Origin of the sequence: Pseudomonas sp. KK4 (genome assembly GCF_001984065.1) — a bacterium.
Taxonomy (GTDB): Bacteria; Pseudomonadota; Gammaproteobacteria; order Pseudomonadales; family Pseudomonadaceae; genus Aquipseudomonas.
On sequence record NZ_LYVP01000022.1, the window covers coordinates 31238 to 49364 of the forward strand.

Genomic DNA, 18127 nt, shown 5'->3' on the forward strand with positions numbered 1-18127 from the left:
ATGGCCGCCAACGATAACGCCGGCAACCTGCCCCCCCAAGAATCCCGAGGCTGCGATAACCCCCCTGTGGCGAGGGAGCTCGCTCCCGCTCGGCTGCACAGCAGCCGCAAAACCTGCCGACCGGCTCTTCCTGACACACCCAACGGGAGCAAGCTCCCTCGCCACAAAGGACTCGACCACACCACCCTTCAAGGATTGTTACAAAAACCACTAAAAGTGTTTATCAAAACCCCATCTATATGAATTCCACCCCCCTCCCTAAAATCCACCTCGCCAACCCGGCAACCTGAGTTAACCCAGTTACAGCCCCCACGAAGGCAGTTAACCCAAACCCCAAGCAGTACAGATTCACACGCAACCCCAAAAAGGTTGCGTGACCCCTTTCGCCCTCAAAAAGGTAAACATTAGATGAAAGCTTTATTGGTACTGGCCCTCAGCAGTCTGTGCGTAACCGCCATGGCAGACGAGGCCCAGGCTGATGTCGCACAGCAACAACCGCCCATCGAGGAATACACTTACTCAATGAACCTGGACATCGCCAAAGTTGTGTCCATGAGCGAAGTACCCAACGTGTGCGAAGTGGTTCCGGCAAAAATGGAATACGAGGATTCCAAGGGACAGCGTCATATCCTGCGTTACAGTGTTATGGGTAACGGCTGCTCCGGCGGCTGATCAAAACTGCACCGAGTCGGCCCCTTTCAGCCATGGGCTGAGCGTCGATTTCAGCCCGGCTTCGGTCGGGCTCAGTTGTGTCTGGAGTCGTCGAAAAGCTTCGCCAAACACAAGATGTAGTAAAAAACGCCTTTTTTTGATCGATTTTTGATCAAAAGCCGAATCAAGCGTTTTTTACGAAAAAATTTCTTCACCCGCCAAAGCCCCATAAAGCCTCGCTCTGGCCGAAAAACCTCCCCCCTCGACCGCCCTGTGCGCGGATTCGCCCCACCACGCCCGTAAAAATTTCCCTATAATGCCGCCTTAAACGGGGCTGCAATATTCCCTTACAGGGACAACAGCCAGTCTGAAGCCCACGCCGAAGTCCTCACCGATTTCAGCGCCCCTCAGAGGCTCTCGGACCCCCGTGCAAAATTATGTTTATTTGCCTGCGTGCAACGCTGCAAAGAACGCTATCCAACGCGGCCAGTAAGGCCGTGTGAAAAACCAACCGACGCATTTTCACACGGGCACTCTGGCCCTCACGCAGGAGACGACACGTCATGCTGAGCTGGGACGAATTCGACAAAGAAGACACGGAAGTAGTGGCCAAGAGCGCCAACGCCGGCCACGCCACCGAAGCCAATATGGACCGTCTCGACAGCGCCGGCGGTGCCGCCGCCCTGGAAGCCCGCGCCGTGACCGCCGCTGACTCCGCCGCCGTCGCCCGCGCCAAGGCCGCCCTGGATTCGCTCGACGTGGCCGAAGGTCTGGCCGAACTCGAAGGCGCCTCCGCCCGTGTCGCCGTTGACGAAAAGCGCATGATCAACTGCCGCGCCGACCTCAACCAACTCGTGCCTTTCAAGTACGACTGGGCCTGGCAGAAATACCTGGACGGCTGCGCAAACCACTGGATGCCGCAAGAAGTCAACATGACCGCCGACATCGCCCTCTGGAAAAACCCGGAAGGCCTGACCGACGACGAGCGCCGCATCGTGATGCGCAACCTCGGCTTCTTCTCCACCGCCGACTCCCTGGTCGCCAACAACCTGGTCCTGGCCGTCTACCGCCTGATCACCAACCCGGAATGCCGCCAGTACATCCTGCGCCAGGCGTTCGAAGAGGCGATCCACACCCACGCCTACCAGTACTGCATCGAATCGCTGGCCATGGATGAAGGCGAGATCTTCAACATGTACCACGAGATCCCATCGGTCGCGAAAAAAGCCACCTGGGGCCTCAAATACACCCGCTCGATCTCCGATCCGAAGTTCGAAACCGGCACCGTCGAAACCGACAAAGAATTGCTGCGCAACCTGATCGCCTACTACTGCGTCCTGGAAGGCATCTTCTTCTACTGCGGCTTCACCCAAATCCTCTCCATGGGCCGCCGCAACAAAATGACCGGCGTCGCCGAGCAGTTCCAATACATCCTGCGCGACGAATCCATGCACCTGAACTTCGGCATCGACGTGATCAACCAGATCAAAATCGAAAACCCGCATTTGTGGGATGCCGAAATGAAGGAAGAAGCAACGCAGATGATTCTGCAGGGCACTCAGCTGGAGATCGAATACGCACGTGACACCATGCCTCGTGGCGTGTTGGGCATGAACGCGGCGATGATGGAGGATTACCTGAAGTTCATCGCCAACCGTCGCCTGTCGCAGATTGGTCTGAAGGAAGAGTATCCGGGGACTACGAACCCGTTCCCTTGGATGAGCGAGATTATGGACTTGAAGAAAGAGAAGAACTTCTTTGAGACTCGGGTTATTGAGTATCAGACTGGTGGGGCGTTGAGCTGGGATTGATTTAATTTGTTTAATCAATCGACACATAAGAGGGCTGCCAACGATGGCAGCCCTTTTTTATATAACCATGCCACCTCAATTCAAAATCCTTGAAAACTAAAAGACGGGTCTGGGAGGATTTTCTGGCCAAACTTGAAATTTTTTATCTAGATCCTCAATCATCCCTCTCAGAACCTCGATATTAGTCAACAGATGTTTCAGCCCGCACTCCCAAATAAAGAGCACCCTCCATCCTTCCGCACGCAGTTGAGACGTTTGCCTTTGATCTCTCAATACATTCCCGTTTAGCTTCGCCTCCCAAAATTCGCGACGATTATTGGGAGTAGTTGCATATTTACAGTTCAGATGACGATGCCAAAAACATCCATGAACAAATATGGCCAGCCTGTACTTCGTCAAAACCAGATCAGGCTTTCCCGGCAAATCTTTTCGATGAAGCCTGTATCGGTACCCGCAAGCATGCAAATAACGCCGAACGATCATTTCGGGCTTTGTATTCTTACCAAGAATCCCGGCCATCATTCGTGATCTCGTAACGCTATCCACGACATCTATCATTCGGCACCTACTTAAGAATTCATAGCTAGTCTTGATCCAGTAATTGCGGTTCATCTTGATTATCCATGAACGCAATCACCTTAGCGCAGGCTCTTTGTCTCCACGATAAAATCGCTCAAGCTCAATAACTTGTCACGCAACTTCTCCGGATATTTCGTGTGCAATGGCTTCGGAACTACCAACTTAACGTTTTCGGTTGTCATCTCGGCAAACTGGTGCGGAGAAACTCCCTCTTGAAGCGTGAACAGATGAATTGTTTCTATCCTGTTAGCTTCGTTCAAAACCTGACGCCAGCGATCCTTACAGGTTGTTTTGACAGCCAGCATACGAAGATTTTCATCCGGAAATGAAGGGTCATGATAGTCGGCACACGAAGGAAATATGAAATCTGGCTTTTTATTGCCCTCGGTTTTGCACTGAATACTGAATGACGAGAGGCCAAATTGTCGAAACAAATGCTCAAGATGTATTTCTAGAGACTTTCCCGATCTTGATTTTCGACGATTACTAACGGAATTCGCCATTTGCATGAATTCATCGACAGAAGCGAATCCTTTCTGCACCTGGTGCAAAATATGGATTTCCTCGATTTGACGGAAAAGCTTGTACTCGTTGTCGCGCCGCTCAATGATTAGCTCGTCGGGAGTTGTCTTACCTGAGCGAAAAACCTTGAGAAGATGGGTAATAACCTCTTCACCGCTGGGAAAAATTTCGGCCCACGCTGGAGGAATTTCTACGCAACTAGGTTCCACAGCCGGGCTCTGAGCAAAACCGGCAAAGAGCTGGTCCCCCCGCTCAAAAAGCAGGGCCCCTGGGATTACTTCACCCGTCTTGTTTTCAAAAAACTCCTCTTCTTCCAGGTTTTTGCATATCCAGACATCCAAAAACTCAGCATCCCTCCCAGCATGAGGCACATTGAAGGCGAAGACTGCCAATGCTCCAGTGTTTTCCGGGTCTTGAGCTGGATTGTTTTTTACGTCTGTATTCCATCTCGTCAAGCGATGCTCGTTGCGTGACCCTGGCCCATCAAAATGACGGTTGTTGTAATAGATACCTCTTAGCGTTTGCTCTGGAAAACCGTGCGAGGTGACTCGCGTCGTCAAATTGCAGTCGGGATTTAGAGATGAGGTGTTGGAAATAGAAGGCAGCGCTTGAGCTACGGCAGCTTTAGGTAGATAGATACCTGCCCCGTGACCACCTGTAAGCCCAGTATCATTGGCCGAAAGGCGCTTTATGTATATCCACCAATCCGCTTGATTCTTGCCGTCAATCCATTGCAGTAAACTTGTCATGGGTAGGATCACTGACCAATTTAGAAGTCGAAACAAAAGTGTATCCGACAGTCTCGTAGAATTGCTGCAGTGGTAAGCACTCGGAACCGAGAATTCTATAAAAGCACGAAGGCCTGAGTCATGACTCAGGCCTTCGTATAGCAACGTCTGGATAGCAGTATGGGTCACTCCGGGAGAGCGAACTCCAATTGTGGCCGCTCCTTATCAGCAATTTTTTCCTTTGCAACCAGGATCCGATCCTTCATCAACCGGGCCACGGCCTCAAATACAGGCACGGCAACCGAGTTTCCAAACTGACGATACGCTTGCGTATCAGATACGGGAATCACGAATTTGCTTTCACTTGGCTTATCGAACCCCATCAAGCGAGAGCACTCACGCGGCGTCAATCTACGAGGACGATTGAGCTGATTCAGCTCGCTGTCAAAGTCCAAACTATCCACAAACCCTCGATCAACCAGAATCTCCGACCCATCCTTGTGATATCTCGCAGAGAGGGTACGAGCCACATCGTTTGGACGGGTTAAGCCGAAACCGAAGCCATTCCCCTTCTCACGATGCTTTTCGGCATACCGGTAGAGGTAGTCCCAAAGCTTCGGAGTGAGGATGTATTTGTCGTCCACTTCTTTATCGAGCAAATCACCGAAGCTAGGTCGTTGCTTGGGTATCAGCTTGCTGATGTCACTCAACGTGAAGCCTTGATGGACGTTCAGATCACGACGGAAGCCAACCAAAACGATGCGTTCACGATGCTGCGGAACGAAGTGTTTCGCATCGATAACTTTGGGATCTGAACCTTTCGGGGCGTTTACATCTGCAACCTCGTAACCCAGCTCATCCAGAGCTTCGCAAATGATCCGGAAGGTATTGCCCTTGTCATGGCTCTTCAGGTTCTTCACGTTTTCGAGCAGAAATGCGGCTGGACGTTTGGCAGCGATAATTCGCGCCACATCGAAAAAAAGAGTGCCTTGGGTTTCACATTCGAAACCGTGCTTGCGCCCCAGGGAATTCTTTTTGGAAACGCCCGCAAGTGAGAATGGCTGGCACGGAAAACCCGCCAACAAGACATCGTGATCAGGAATTTCGCGGTCGATGTTTTTGTACGCTTCGTCTTCACTAATCTCGGGCTTGTCCGACAAGGTGACCGAGCGAATATCCAGATTGAAGCGATGGCGAACCGGATCGCAGAAGTGATTGGCTTTGTAGGTTTTGACTGCGTACTTGTTCCATTCGGACGTGAATAGACACTCACCGCCTATGGCTTCAAAACCTTTTCGGATGCCGCCGATGCCGGCGAATAGGTCGATGAAGGTAAAGGAGGGCTTGTGATTCAGACGCTTCGGAAGCAACGCCTCCAAGCGGGTGAACTCAATGTGAGAAAGCTTTGGCGAGGCCTTTCCTTTGACCCAGCGATTAATGGTTTCCCGGCACCAATGAGTAGGGCTGACATCGTTAAGAATTTCAGCAAGCTGTCCTTGATCATAAATCTCAAGAAGCTTGTTCAGCAGCACCAGGTCGGTCGCAGGATGGGTTTCAGACTCATGGAAGCCCGAACCGGTTTCGCTCAAGGATTCAAAGGAGGGTGTTTCAAATAGATTCATGAGCCCGAAATTCCTCTGGGTCAAAGCTGTGACGAATGGTCACCATTCTAGCCCTGTAAATTTCAAAGTAAATGAAATTTGCTGGGTGTAATGAGATGAAACGTAGCTAGCCAGATTGGTACAAGGATAAAACAATCAAGACCAAATACTGGATATGCATACAGGATAATTTAACCACTACCATTGTCCAGATTTCATTTTGTTTCGTCGTGGAGGTGGTATGAGAGGTAGCGGGTTGACGACTCCTTCCTGCTCCATTTACCCTCGGTTCCGAGCCTAAGAAACTCTACAAACCAGAGCGGTCCTCCGCACCCGATAGTCATGCGGCTTTTTTTCGTCTGCGGTTTCTCTACGCCTGCGAAAAAGTCCCGTTATGTCGGGAGTGGGCGAATATAAGACCCGAAAGGGGAATATGTCCGGCCCGTCTCTGGTGGGTTTCTTAGCTCCCGACACCCTTAACGAATGCCCTAAGAAAGCAGCCAGAGGTAAAGGAAATGCCTGACTATCGGACCTTCACGATGAAGGTGAATCGTCGTACCCACAGTTCCAATCCCACGCTTCCGTTCCTGGAGGCACGCCATGACTGATGCACCCAAACCTGCCCGCTTCGCCCGACACAATTCCCATCTGCATGCCCTGCTTTTAGAGAACCAGGCCTGGTTCTGTGCGCAGGACCTGGGGCGAATGATGGGTCAACACCTTGATGAACGTACGACGCGCAAGCTCGATGCGGACCAGCGACAGATGATGCTCGTCAATTTGTACGGCATCACGAAAGAGCGTTTGATGGTGAGTGAGTCAGGCCTGTATGCATTGTTGATTTATTACTACTGTCCTGAGAATCGATTGCTGCGTGAGTGGCTGACGCATCAGGTGGTGCCTGCGCTGCGGGATGCGCAGCCGTCACGCATGGTAGAGCGTCCGACGCTGAGCGTTCTCGATTGGCCGAAGATGTCGTTGTGCATGTTGCATTGGCAGGATGAGCCGTGGATTCGGTTGCGGGATATGCCGTGTGTGTTGGCGGATGATCCGTTCAATCGACAGGAATCCTGGTGGCGGAAGGCGTCTCGGTTGATGCGTGGATTCTGAGTGCTCGAATGCATCAATTGATCCGTTGCTTAAGCTTTCAATAAGCGGATTTTTTCTGCGCTAATTGCTGCACACTGAATCGCAACTTCACAAGCTCAATACAATTCGGCTCTCCACCGCCCTAATCGATTTCACCCAAATGCCGACGCTGCCCACCTCGCCCCCCCTCAACACAAAATGACTGACGAGGTATCTGTATCCAGTAAGGCTTGCATCAGAGTTGGGATGTTGCGTTAGCTTTGGTGATCGAGCACAGGCTCGTTCCCACACGTAGGCGCCTGCGAACAGCCAAAAAGGCAATTTGCTACTATATTCGGATTTAAAGTGGCAGATGTCAGATTCGAAGGCTATCAATAGGCGCCAACGTTTCAGGTTTGCTTGAGCTGATCGAAGACAAAAAAATCTTAGGCAGGGGCTTTTCCCCAGCGTCTTGTGGCGAATGAAGTGGGGAAACATGAGACATAAAAAAAATCCTCCTGATGCGTCTGCGCTGATGACGTCAGCGCGTAGCTTTGGGAACTACGACCTGTCGAGCGCACTTGCGGATCTTCTCGACAATAGCATTAAGGCAAAAGCCTGCTGCATCGATATAAAGTGCATCCGAAAGGATGATGGGTCTGAGGTTAGAATTCTGGACGACGGATCCGGAATGACTGAGGACGAACTTCACCGGGCGATGAAGCCAGCCAGCACCAATCCCAGTGAGGAGCGAGCTCCTGATGACCTCGGACGGTTCGGATGGGGCATGAAGTCCGCATCCCTATCACAATGCCGACATTTGACCGTCGTCACCAGACAGAATGGCGCCCTTTCTGGAGCGTCTTGGAACTTGGATGATATTGCCGACTGGAAGATGGGAATCCTTGAATCCCATGAGATCAAAGCTCTAGCCAATCAGCAACTGCTTGAACACGATGGGACGGAGATCATCTGGCGGGTGTGCGATAGATTGTCCGAATATGGTCAGGTTGGCGGCAAGGGATTCAATGATCTGGTAGCGCATGCCCAGAAACAGCTGTCGCTCATCTTCCATCGTTACCTGGCAGGTGAGGAAGGCCTTCGGAAGCTCAGAATCACTTTCAACGGTAGCGCGCTGAAGCCGATAGATCCTTTCTTGCGCCTCCATGATGCGACGCAGGCCCAACCGAAGGAAACGCTTAACCTAAATGGCCAGCCTATTGAAGTGCAGGCTTTCATCCTACCGCACTATTCTAAGATTACTGCGGGGGAACACGACCAGCTCAGTGGTGAAGAAGGTTTAGTTCGCAATCAAGGCTTTTATGTCTATAGACAGCACCGTCTCATCATACACGGCACCTGGTTTCGATTGGTGAGGCACGGTGAGTTGTCTCAACTTGTCCGAATCGCCGTCAACATCCCCAACTCCCTCGATGCGATATGGAAGATCACGCTCGACAAGGCAGACGCGCAGCTTCCTTCGGGGCTCAAGAGCCGTTTGAAAGACATCGTCGGCGGGCTCAAGAGCAGATCAGGAAAAGTATTTCAGTCACGCGGGGGACGCATCCGCGAAGGAGCTGGAAAAACGTCAATCTGGGCGAAATATGTGCGAAACGGTGAGGTCCGCTACTATGTCAACCGAGAGCATCCGCTTATCGCCGGTATGCTAGAGGACGAGGATAGAAATAGAGCCAAAGCCTTTGCGGCAGCGCTCGGAGTCATCGAAGACTACTTTCCAATTGTAAGTATTGGCGAAGACTATTCGTCTCGTCCAGAAATGATGAATCAGGGAGTACTAGACAAGGAAAGGTTCCTCGAAAACCTCGACACAGCCCTCCCCTCTCTGCTGCTCCACTCAGGAGGCGATATGAAAGCGTTGCGTGAACTCCTGACATCAACTGAACCGTGGGCCAGTCAAACCGACATCGTCTTAAAACACATAAAGAATAAGGGGTGGTTGTAAATGTTTGACAGCGAACTTGCGTATTTCCGCTCGGTTATCAATAAGCAATATGGAGAGGAAATTGCCTTAGGACAAGGCTTACCCGAAAGTGCGATCACTTCGGTCGTTCGCGACGGCCCGTTTAAGCACATTGATGAATCAGCCATCAATACTATTATTCGCGAGTTGGAAGCAAACTTTACGGTTACCCAGAAGCGGGGAGCGGTTATTACAAAAGGCCATAGGCCTTGGCTCACTACAATTAGGCCAGAACTTGACTCCTATTATTGGAACCGCCTTCGTAAATACTACCTCGAGACGGGTATTCTCCCGTCGCACGTACTTGCTACTCTCGACTCCGACACGGATGAAATTCTCGACCGATGCGGCAATCCGAAAGATGAATCCTATGGCGCAATTCGCGGCATGGTCATGGGAAATGTCCAATCGGGGAAGACCACCAACTACTCTGCTCTAATCTGTAAAGCAGCCGACGCAGGCTACCGTGTAATTGTCCTGCTCGCTGGGATAACCAATTCGCTGCGCGCCCAGACGCAAGAACGAATTGATGAGACATTCATTGGCAAGGTCTCGATGTTTGGTGCAGCTGCACAACAGTCGCTACCCATCCAGAATTATGCAGCGACGCGACGAATTCCTTCCTACGGCACAACTCGGGTAGCCGATTTCTCCAGCGGCAGGGACGGAATTTATTTCGACCTGTCGGGACATCAGGAGCCGATGATTTTCATAACAAAAAAAAATAAGTCCATCCTTGAACGTCTCGCACACTGGATAGAGAAGCAAGGAGAGACCGGCGGCTATGACTTGCCACTACTGCTGATCGACGACGAAGCAGACAATGCATCTATCAACACAGCTAGTGACCCCAAGCGCACTACAGCCATCAACGGCGTCATTCGGCAGATTCTGTCGCGTTTCCCTCGTTCGGCATATGTCGGCTATACCGCTACACCGTTCGCCAACATATTCATCGATCCGGAAACGACAGAGGAAATGGAAACAGATGATCTTTTTCCTGGAAACTTTATCAAGGCACTTGATCCGCCTACCAATTATGTAGGTTCACATCGGATTTTCCGCGAGGGCGGTGACTTACTTCCGAGTATGGTCAGAGTAATCGATGACTATCGGTCGCTTCTGCCGTTGAAACACAAAAGTGGAGACAATGTTGCCGATATCCCAAATAGCCTGCGCCATGCGATCCGTGTCTTTTGCATAACCAGGACCTTAAGGGTGCTTCAAGATAAGGGCACAGCACACTGCTCAATGATGATCAACGTTAGTCGATTCAATGCCATCCAGGACAAAATTCTCGGACTCGTTTATGAATATCTTACGGAGATCAAAGACGCGGTTTCAGTCCATGCGTCGCTTCCGTTTGATGAGATCAACGATGACATAATGAATGATCTCGAAAATAGTTTCATGGTCGAATTCAGTAACAGTGGATTCAATTGGAACGATCTACTTGAAGTCCTCAATGAGGGCGTACAGTCCATCGAAGTCCGGACTGTCAATATGCGGGGCGGGAAGCTCGATTACTCACTGCACAAATCAGAAGGTCTGCATGTCATCGCCATCGGCGGCCTTGCGCTTTCTCGCGGCTTAACGCTCGAAGGACTTACAGTCTCCTACCTCCTGCGGAACGCCTCTGCCAGCGACACCCTTATGCAAATGGCGCGCTGGTTCGGCTACCGACCCGGTTACGAGAAATATTGCCGTCTCTATTTGCCACAGGTCTCCTTCGATCACTACGAATTTGTAGACGAGGCGACAGAAGAATTGAGAAGTGAAATCAAGCGCATGCAGGCCGCAGACCGCACGCCGCGCGATTTCGGCCTAAAAGTCCGACAGAGCCCACTCGCCATCCGGGTAACCGCTGCAAACAAGATGCGAACGGCCGAGAAACTCAAAATTGCGCAGGACTATTCCGCACGTCATATCGAGGGTTTCGCACTTCCAAATGATCCTGTCATCGGTAGGGCACATCGCAACGCGGTCGAAGAGTTTCTCACCGCGCTCGGAAACCCTACTGAAATGCACAAGGGCTACATTCGCTGGGCCGCAAGCGGTCGTGACGTACTGGATATCATGCGCGAATTCCGTTTCGTGGATCATCCTGACCTCTCCGTAATTTCCGATACCTCCCTTCTTGGAGACTATATTCAGGACCGCATTACGGATGAACTCGAAAAATGGGACGTGGTGCTTCCCATGCGCCAGTCAGGCGACTCCATTTCATTTGCTGGTCAGAAGGTCAATCCAAGGTCTAGGGATCAAGGAACAGTTCAGAAGGGTACCTATCGAGTGTATGGCAGCAAGAACCGCGTAGCCGATCCCGCGGATTCGCTGATCGGCCTGTCCGAATTACAGAAGGCGGCGGCGGATGTGGCTTATCGGGCTGAAACTTACAAGAGGGAACGCGCCGCTTGCTCCGTACGCGAACGACCTATGATGCTGGTGCATGTCATCAGTGCGAAGCTGCGCGATGACCGAAAAGATTGTGACAACACTCTCAAGCTTGATGATCTCATTGTCACGCTGTCCTTCTGCATGCCCGAGACCAGTAAACCCGCCAAAGAAAGAACCTACCAAGTAAACGCTGTCTATCGACAGCAACTTGAGCAATTTGCCGCGGAAGATGACGATGACGCCGAAGCGATGATGGAGGCACAGGATGCTTAGTGAATGGAAAACGATCGTCCCGCCGCTTGAGCCAGGCTTTTACAACATACGACTTGCCGACAGCAGCCATCCACTCGACTTCAGGATTGGTCGCGACTTTCATGGATGTTTTATCTTCCAGCTCGATGTCCACTGTGCGGAACCCAGGGTGATTGAACTGCCGAAAATGTCGGCAGTGACCTGTGAGGTCCATTCCGTGGCCGCCGGGCGCGTAAGATTGGTGCTAAGTCTGAGTGATGCAGCCGATTTCCGAAATTTCGCCCTTATGTGCAAGAGCCTCATGCTTGCGACCGATCAAATATCACCAACACAGTCTGGAAAGGGACTGCTGCTGGCAATCAAGGAGATCCACCGATGGCAGGAAATGCTGCGCCATACGGCCGAACGCCTACTGTCAAAAAGCGAGAGGATTGGCTTGGTTGGCGAACTGCTGTTTCTTCGAGATATTCTTAGTGAGCGTATCGGCTGGAGTGTAGCCATCAAGTGCTGGAATGGCCCTAGCGGTCATGAGCAAGATTTTGTAATCGCCGGAACCATTTTAGAGGTCAAGACTCAGGTGGTAACGGCCGACCGGCGCATCCGGATTTCTTCCGAGGACCAACTCGATCCGGTTCAGGGACTTATTCTGCTCTGCAATCAAGGCATCGCTCCACTTCCATCGGCGGCCCCGTCGGCTCGAACTCTCAATACATTGATCTTAGAGATTCGAGATGCTATTGCCGAGGCTTGCCCAATCGCGCTAGAACTTTTTGAGATAGGTTTGTTGGATGCGGGATATCAAGAACGGCCGGAATATGACGAGGAAAGTTGGATTCTCGTTGATCGTATTTTCTATGAAGTGACGGGTGAATTTCCTCGTATCGAGCGTATGGATCTCCGGCCCGGCGTAGAGATGGTTAACTACAGCATTCGCGTGAGCGACTGCACGCCCTTCATTATCAACCATGATGATGTCTTCGAGAGAATCGAATTATGAGTGAGTTGCAGCAAGCATTCGACGCTCTGCGAGAGGACATTCTTCTTGAAGCAGAAGCACGAGGCATTTTCCAGCAAGAGGCTTTTTTCGAACTCTATGCCGCAACGGCGTCAGAAAACGGTGACACCATCGACTTGGAGTACACCCACAGTCACAAGGAAGGTGGGCGGCAGCCATATCGAATCGACGGATACGGATTTGATAACGATCGAGGAACGCTTTATCTAGCAGTTTGCGATTACCGAAGCGGAGCGGAACTGGAATCTCTAAACAATGACCGTCTGACCTCAGCTCTAAAGCAAGCCACCACCTTTCTCGAGAATGCCTGTTCATCGGTGTTTATCAATTCAATTGAGGAGACAAGCCCTGCGTTTACAGCAGCCTATCCGATCTATTCAGCACGTGATCTCATCAAGAGAGTACGCATTATCCTTTTTTCCAACGCCCGTCTGGTGACCAGACGGCCGCCGCAACTCTGCGAGCAAGTGGGTGGCCTGCCAATTGTTTATAGCGTGCTTGATACGAATCGTTATTTCGAAATCCAGAAAAGTTTTCGAATATCAGAGTCTATCGAGGTCAATATCGCTGACATTGCCGGACAGCCCCTTGCCTGCCTCAAGGCTTCGACAGATACCGAGGAACATCAATCCTACCTTCTTGCCATCCCAGGCTCAGTGCTCGCTGAAATCTACGGCCTATACGGAGCGCGACTACTTGAACAGAATGTCCGGACATATCTCCAGGCTAAGACGAAAGTAAACAAGGGTATCTTGGACACGATCAAGAAGACGCCTGAGATGTTCTTCGCTTACAATAATGGCCTAACCGCAACAGCATCGGGAGTTAAGCTCGAGACACTCAAAGACGGGCAACTTGGAATAGCAGCTATTCAAAACCTTCAGATCGTCAATGGCGGCCAGACGACGGCGTCTATTCTGTACGCAAAGGATGTCGCAAACTCACCGCTTGAACGTGTTCACGTGCAAATGAAACTTTCAGTAATTCCACCTGCCCATATCGAACAGGTCGTGCCAAATATTTCGCGGTTCGCCAACACGCAGAATCGCATCTCAGAAGCTGACTTTTTCTCGAGCCATCCATTCCACCTGCAAATGGAGCGTTACTCCAGGATATCGACCGCACCGCCTCAGGACGGTGCGATGACGGGCAACAAATGGTTCTATGAGCGCGCGCGCGGGCAGTATCGTGACGGAATGGCTTACGCTTCCGAGGCAGAAAAACGAAAATATCAGCTGGAGTATCCTCGGGACAAGCTTATCGAAAAAACCGACCTTGCCAAATATCTCCTAAGTTTTGAAAGGAAGCCTTACTTAGTATCGAAAGGCGCGCAGAAAGCATTCATGGCTTTCGCTGATCAAACCGCCAAGGCTTGGAAGTCTGCACCTACTCAATTTAATGAAATTTGGTTTAGAAATGCTTGCGCCATGGGGCTGATATTTCGCTGGACCGACAAGTATGTTGCTGGCTCTGACTGGTACAGAGATGACCGTGGCTATAAATCCCAGACAGTTGCCTATACACTTTCTTGGATCGCTGAGAAGATTATTCATCAAGGGAAGGCAAGCCTCGACTGGCAGAACATCTGGAATACTCAATCCGTCCCGGAGGATCTTCAGGAGTTAATCGTGTCTCTTGCACCACAGATTTCCACCGCTCTCAGAAGTACCTCTGCAAATGTTAGGAACGTCGGAGAGTACTGCAAACTGGAACTTTGCTGGCAAAATATCAAGGCTACAGAATTTAACGCTCCCGCAATACCAGATCATCTAGTTCTCGACATTAATGAGATGACGCAAGAGAAAAAAGAGGCGAAGTCGTCTGCAAGGATTGATCGTGAAATAGACTTCGATGTACTCCTTCACATGCTCGTGCCAAAGGCGGAAATCATTCGCCGAACTGCCGAGCAGCGCAGATTTCTGTCGCCAAAGGCTGACAGGGCCCTTCAGAAGCTTGGATCGGGAAATCTTAACTTGGCGAGGCCGGATAAAAATGCCGTTAAGCTCCTTGTGAAGCGAATGGCGGATGAAGGAATGCCAGTCGAAGACATGTAGGAAGCCAAAATCGCTCCGTCCATGCGCCGTGTAAATAAGGTGGAGAAATCGGAAATTTAACAAGCGTACTCGTCAGCCTGCATTTCACTACTCAAAAGAGTACTGATTGCAGGCGTGAAGAGAGAAAAACCATTGGGCCCTCGGAACAGGGATACGCCTAACAACATGCAGCATTAATTTTCGCAGAACGAATTAAGTAATGCGAGCAGTCCTAAGATTGTCATCCTCGCAGCGGTGTTCTAAGCTACCGTTCATCAACTGAGCGATACCACGAGCCACTGAGTCAGGATCAGCCAGATTCGACAACAGGGCGAAATCGCTCGCGATTAGGGGTTTGTATTTAAGCTTCCCGTCTCCAGTCATAGTAGTATGTCCAGGAGAACGGGCGGTCGTAGATCCTATTATTTTCTCAATTGCTGCCATATCAACCGTTCGACCAACAACGATTGCATTCTGCTTGGCTTTGTAATTGTTTATGAGGTACGAAGAGCCGACATTCATGTCCCAGTATGGCTTTACTACGATGCTATGAATGACATTTATCCCGCCCCTCACCAAATCTCGAATTAAGTAGGCTTCGCCGTTATTGAGTCCGAACTGCAATCGTCCCGAATGTTCGTAGGGAAACTTGTGCTTTGCCTCCAGCACCCAAAGCGAATCGCCCACCAGCAAGACCCGGTCAATATTCCAGACGGAGCGAAACCATGGCTGTATACCCCAGTTGACAAGCAAACGAGGAACTGCAACCTTCTGCGCCAAACGGCCGCCATAAGTTTCGCGAAGATAGCCCCAGAATGAGGCCAACTGGCGGTCCTGCTTACGTACCCGACTATCAACGGTATAGTTCGTGGCGCTTCTGACTGATAGCGTATCCAACAGGGCTTCCAGTTTCTGCCATTCGCTTGCAGGTCTCCCCTCCCTCACTAGTCTCGCCCTAAACCCTACTCTTTCTACATATTCAACTTGATAGGTAGTGAAGACCTTGCCGAGCGCCATTAGATATCGCTTGAGACCGGTCTGCTTTGGTTCCTTCCACGATAGAACAAACGCGTAGCCCTGTGCGAACACCTTCGAATTACGCACAACGAATGTATCCACATCCAGAACACGCACTTCCTCACCTTCCACCAGCGAAGGAATGCGCTCGATTATTTGATCGAACAAACTTTCGACTACCATTCCTTCGGCAACCTGATGCTTGTCGTAGGAAAGGATTTCAAAGCACGTGTTGGGGTCTGTCAGGTCAAGCGACTCAAGCGCTCCCAGCGGCGTAATCATTCAAGGCACTCTATGATTTTTTCGATGTGCACGACAGGGTTTGAACCCATCAGGTGCTGATTTTGACCGAGGGAGTGCACCAACTACCGAAAAATTACTTGCCCCCCCCGCGGTAAAGTACAGGCAGATTTTTCATTAAGCATCTTGTTACCTGAGAAGCAGAGAGAATACCCATAAGCCATAAGCATAGACAAGTGGCATGTTGCCATATAGGCTGCGATCTACTTTAAACGGGGTTGAGCAAGGAATGGCGACTGTCGACTGGAGTCAAATTTTCCACAATTGGGGCATCAAAAGCGTAGCCCCGACCGACAAGAACAAGCAGGCTTATGTTCTTTCGTCAGAGCAACTTGCAGCGGTTTTGGGTGCCGGTATCGCACCCTCTCTGGAGCGACCAGCCAAGCCCTTCGAAGTGCTCACACCTCTGGACGCTTGCAAACAATCGGTCAAGGGCTCTTTCTACTTCGCTAAACGATCGACCAACGCGAACAGAGATCCGGAACCTAGAATGGGTCGTGAACTCATCAGGGCTTGGCTACAGCTGAATGATAGCGTGCTTATTGGCAACATCGGGCAGACGCTGTACGCAATCAAGCTCGACTCCGTCGCAGACATGACAACCGAGGAAATCACACAAGAGATCGCTCGCAGATCACCACCCTTGTTGGTTTTGACGCTCGCCTTAAAGGCTAAAGCCAAGCCTACAAGTAAGGTCGTTAAAAAAAATGAGTTTGCTCGTAACCCTCACGTTGTGGGGGCAGCCATCCATAGGGCACAAAACACCTGTGAAATGCCCGATTGCACCGCGAAGCTGTTTCAAAGAGACGACGGAAGTTCTTATCTGGAGGTGCACCATGTTGTCCCTTTGAGCGAAAAAGGCCTAGATAGCCTCGATAACGTTGCAGCTCTTTGCCCCAATTGTCACCGCCAGCAACATCACAGCAGGGACCGCATCAAATTACGCAGAAAGCTGAAAAATCACATTGAGTTTATTCACGAGCCTTGGATTAGGCTGCTGCTCAATAAGAAGTAACTTTCTTGGTCAATAAAAAACAGCGTTCTCCGCAGTACAATGACGGGTGGTGGGCTTTGGAATAAGCTGGTCGCACGTAATTACTCGTATTGGGAAATTCCAAGGATTTAGGGTGCGCTCAAACAATGGGTGCAACTTAAGTTGTTTACCGTTATTAATATTCTCCCCATCCAAGCATCCGAGTCTGTCATGAAATTCGACCTCGCCTACTGCCTGAGCCTCGACACCAAACTGTCGATCTACGACGTGCGCGATCTCAATTTCGACGAGACGATGGCCTTCGATTCCGCCAAGGAACACTTCCAGTGCCCCAACGATGCCTGCCGTTACGCAGTCGACGCGGCCAATGCGTTAGGCACGTTCAACGCCAAGAATGTGAATTACATCCGCACCCCGCATTTCAAAAACCTGCCCAGCACGCGGCACGTCGAGGATTGCCCTTACGTGAGCCTGAAGACGCCAGCATCAGAGGTGGACGGCGCGGAATCGGATGAAAGTCGTGAGGAGCATTTTCCGTCGGAGTTGTTGCTGACTCGGCGTGCGTATGTGCGTAAGCCGTCGCAACCGACCGTGGCTGGGGTTAGTCAACGTGAGGAGCCATCAACACCGACACCGGCCAGCACCGAAGAAGCACCAAATCGGGATTCCGCGCCGGACAAAACCAGCGTTTTCGCCCACCCCGTCGAATGCTTCGTCTCGAATTTCGAGGACAAGGACCTGCTCAAGCGCATGCCCCTTAAAATCGGTGAGCACGCGGCAACCTACAGCGCCTTCTTCAAGAAAATCGAATACCTGCAAGACAACAAGGGCCTGATCTACTGGGGCAAGGTCAAGGAGATCAAGGATTACACCCAGAGCTTTCGCATCGATTTCGAGAAGAAGGTCTGGTTTGAGAAGAAGCCATACTCGGTCAATGTTTACCTGAGCAAGAAGCTGATCGACGGCTACCGCAAGCGCAAGGCGTTTCTGGAGGAGATCAAGCATGCCATCGACAGTGGGCGTGAGTTGTATTGCTTCTTTTATGGGGTGACGCCGGTGTTGAAACAGGTACCGAGCAAGAAAAACCCCGAGCAGACGTTCGGGGTGTTCAGTGCGAACATTGAGAATCTGGATCACTTTATTGTGCGGGAGGCGCCGGGGTTGGAGGGTTAGCCAAC

Annotated in this window: 13 protein-coding genes; 9 read left to right on the forward strand and 4 right to left on the reverse strand. The window is 51.0% G+C overall.

From position 1 onward, the window contains the following. The first annotated feature begins 408 nt into the window (after nucleotides 1–408). Nucleotides 409–672, forward strand: coding sequence for a DUF2790 domain-containing protein (locus B0W55_RS10625; RefSeq protein ID WP_077045953.1), 264 nt, complete (start codon nucleotides 409–411; stop codon nucleotides 670–672). Between the two features lie 542 nt (nucleotides 673–1214). Continuing rightward, nucleotides 1215–2462 carry a ribonucleotide-diphosphate reductase subunit beta gene (locus B0W55_RS10630; protein ID WP_077045954.1) on the forward strand — a complete coding sequence of 416 codons (1248 nt, stop codon included), beginning with the start codon at nucleotides 1215–1217 and terminating at the stop codon, nucleotides 2460–2462. A 96-nt stretch (nucleotides 2463–2558) separates the two neighbouring features. Here B0W55_RS10630 and B0W55_RS10635 read toward each other — a convergent pair whose 3' ends face one another. The 3 genes from B0W55_RS10635 to dcm all read right to left on the reverse strand — a co-directional run bounded on the left by B0W55_RS10635 (nucleotide 2559) and on the right by dcm (nucleotide 5913). After that, nucleotides 2559–3074 carry a very short patch repair endonuclease gene (locus B0W55_RS10635; RefSeq protein ID WP_371807264.1) on the reverse strand — a complete coding sequence of 172 codons (516 nt, stop codon included), beginning with the start codon at nucleotides 3072–3074 and terminating at the stop codon, nucleotides 2559–2561. A gap of 26 nt (nucleotides 3075–3100) precedes the next feature. After that, entirely contained in the window at nucleotides 3101–4312 is a 1212-nt protein-coding gene (locus B0W55_RS10640) for a type II restriction endonuclease (RefSeq protein ID WP_077045955.1), read from the reverse strand. Between the two features lie 164 nt (nucleotides 4313–4476). Further along, nucleotides 4477–5913: a DNA (cytosine-5-)-methyltransferase gene (dcm, locus tag B0W55_RS10645; protein WP_077045956.1), complete on the reverse strand. Its 1437-nt coding sequence runs from the start codon at nucleotides 5911–5913 to the stop codon at nucleotides 4477–4479. 579 nt (nucleotides 5914–6492) lie between these two features. Here dcm and B0W55_RS10650 point away from each other — a divergent pair. The 5 genes from B0W55_RS10650 to B0W55_RS10670 all read left to right on the forward strand — a co-directional run bounded on the left by B0W55_RS10650 (nucleotide 6493) and on the right by B0W55_RS10670 (nucleotide 14659). Next, nucleotides 6493–7002, forward strand: coding sequence for a Bro-N domain-containing protein (locus B0W55_RS10650; RefSeq protein WP_077045957.1), 510 nt, complete (start codon nucleotides 6493–6495; stop codon nucleotides 7000–7002). A 454-nt stretch (nucleotides 7003–7456) separates the two neighbouring features. Next, nucleotides 7457–8923: an ATP-binding protein gene (locus tag B0W55_RS10655; protein ID WP_175645490.1), complete on the forward strand. Its 1467-nt coding sequence runs from the start codon at nucleotides 7457–7459 to the stop codon at nucleotides 8921–8923. Further along, nucleotides 8924–11611 carry a Z1 domain-containing protein gene (locus B0W55_RS10660; protein WP_077045959.1) on the forward strand — a complete coding sequence of 896 codons (2688 nt, stop codon included), beginning with the start codon at nucleotides 8924–8926 and terminating at the stop codon, nucleotides 11609–11611. After that, the gene (locus B0W55_RS10665; protein ID WP_077045960.1) at nucleotides 11604–12587 is read left to right on the forward strand and encodes a PD-(D/E)XK motif protein; all 984 of its coding nucleotides are present in this window, start codon (nucleotides 11604–11606) and stop codon (nucleotides 12585–12587) included. Before B0W55_RS10660 ends, B0W55_RS10665 begins: the two co-directional genes overlap by 8 nt. Beyond that, on the forward strand, nucleotides 12584–14659 hold the full coding sequence (locus tag B0W55_RS10670) for an AIPR family protein (protein ID WP_077045961.1): 2076 nt from the start codon (nucleotides 12584–12586) through the stop codon (nucleotides 14657–14659). Before B0W55_RS10665 ends, B0W55_RS10670 begins: the two co-directional genes overlap by 4 nt. Before the next feature lie 192 nt (nucleotides 14660–14851). Here B0W55_RS10670 and B0W55_RS10675 read toward each other — a convergent pair whose 3' ends face one another. Beyond that, nucleotides 14852–15937: a hypothetical protein gene (locus B0W55_RS10675; RefSeq protein WP_077045962.1), complete on the reverse strand. Its 1086-nt coding sequence runs from the start codon at nucleotides 15935–15937 to the stop codon at nucleotides 14852–14854. 247 nt (nucleotides 15938–16184) lie between these two features. Between B0W55_RS10675 and B0W55_RS30965 the strand changes: the two genes are divergently transcribed. Together B0W55_RS30965 and B0W55_RS10685 are read left to right on the forward strand one after the other, a co-directional pair. Beyond that, nucleotides 16185–16970, forward strand: a complete 786-nt coding sequence (locus B0W55_RS30965; protein ID WP_077045963.1) for an HNH endonuclease signature motif containing protein — start codon at nucleotides 16185–16187, stop codon at nucleotides 16968–16970. A 189-nt stretch (nucleotides 16971–17159) separates the two neighbouring features. Further along, complete coding sequence (locus B0W55_RS10685; protein WP_077045964.1) at nucleotides 17160–18122, forward strand: hypothetical protein; 963 nt, start codon at nucleotides 17160–17162, stop codon at nucleotides 18120–18122. Nucleotides 18123–18127: the final 5 nt, after the last annotated feature.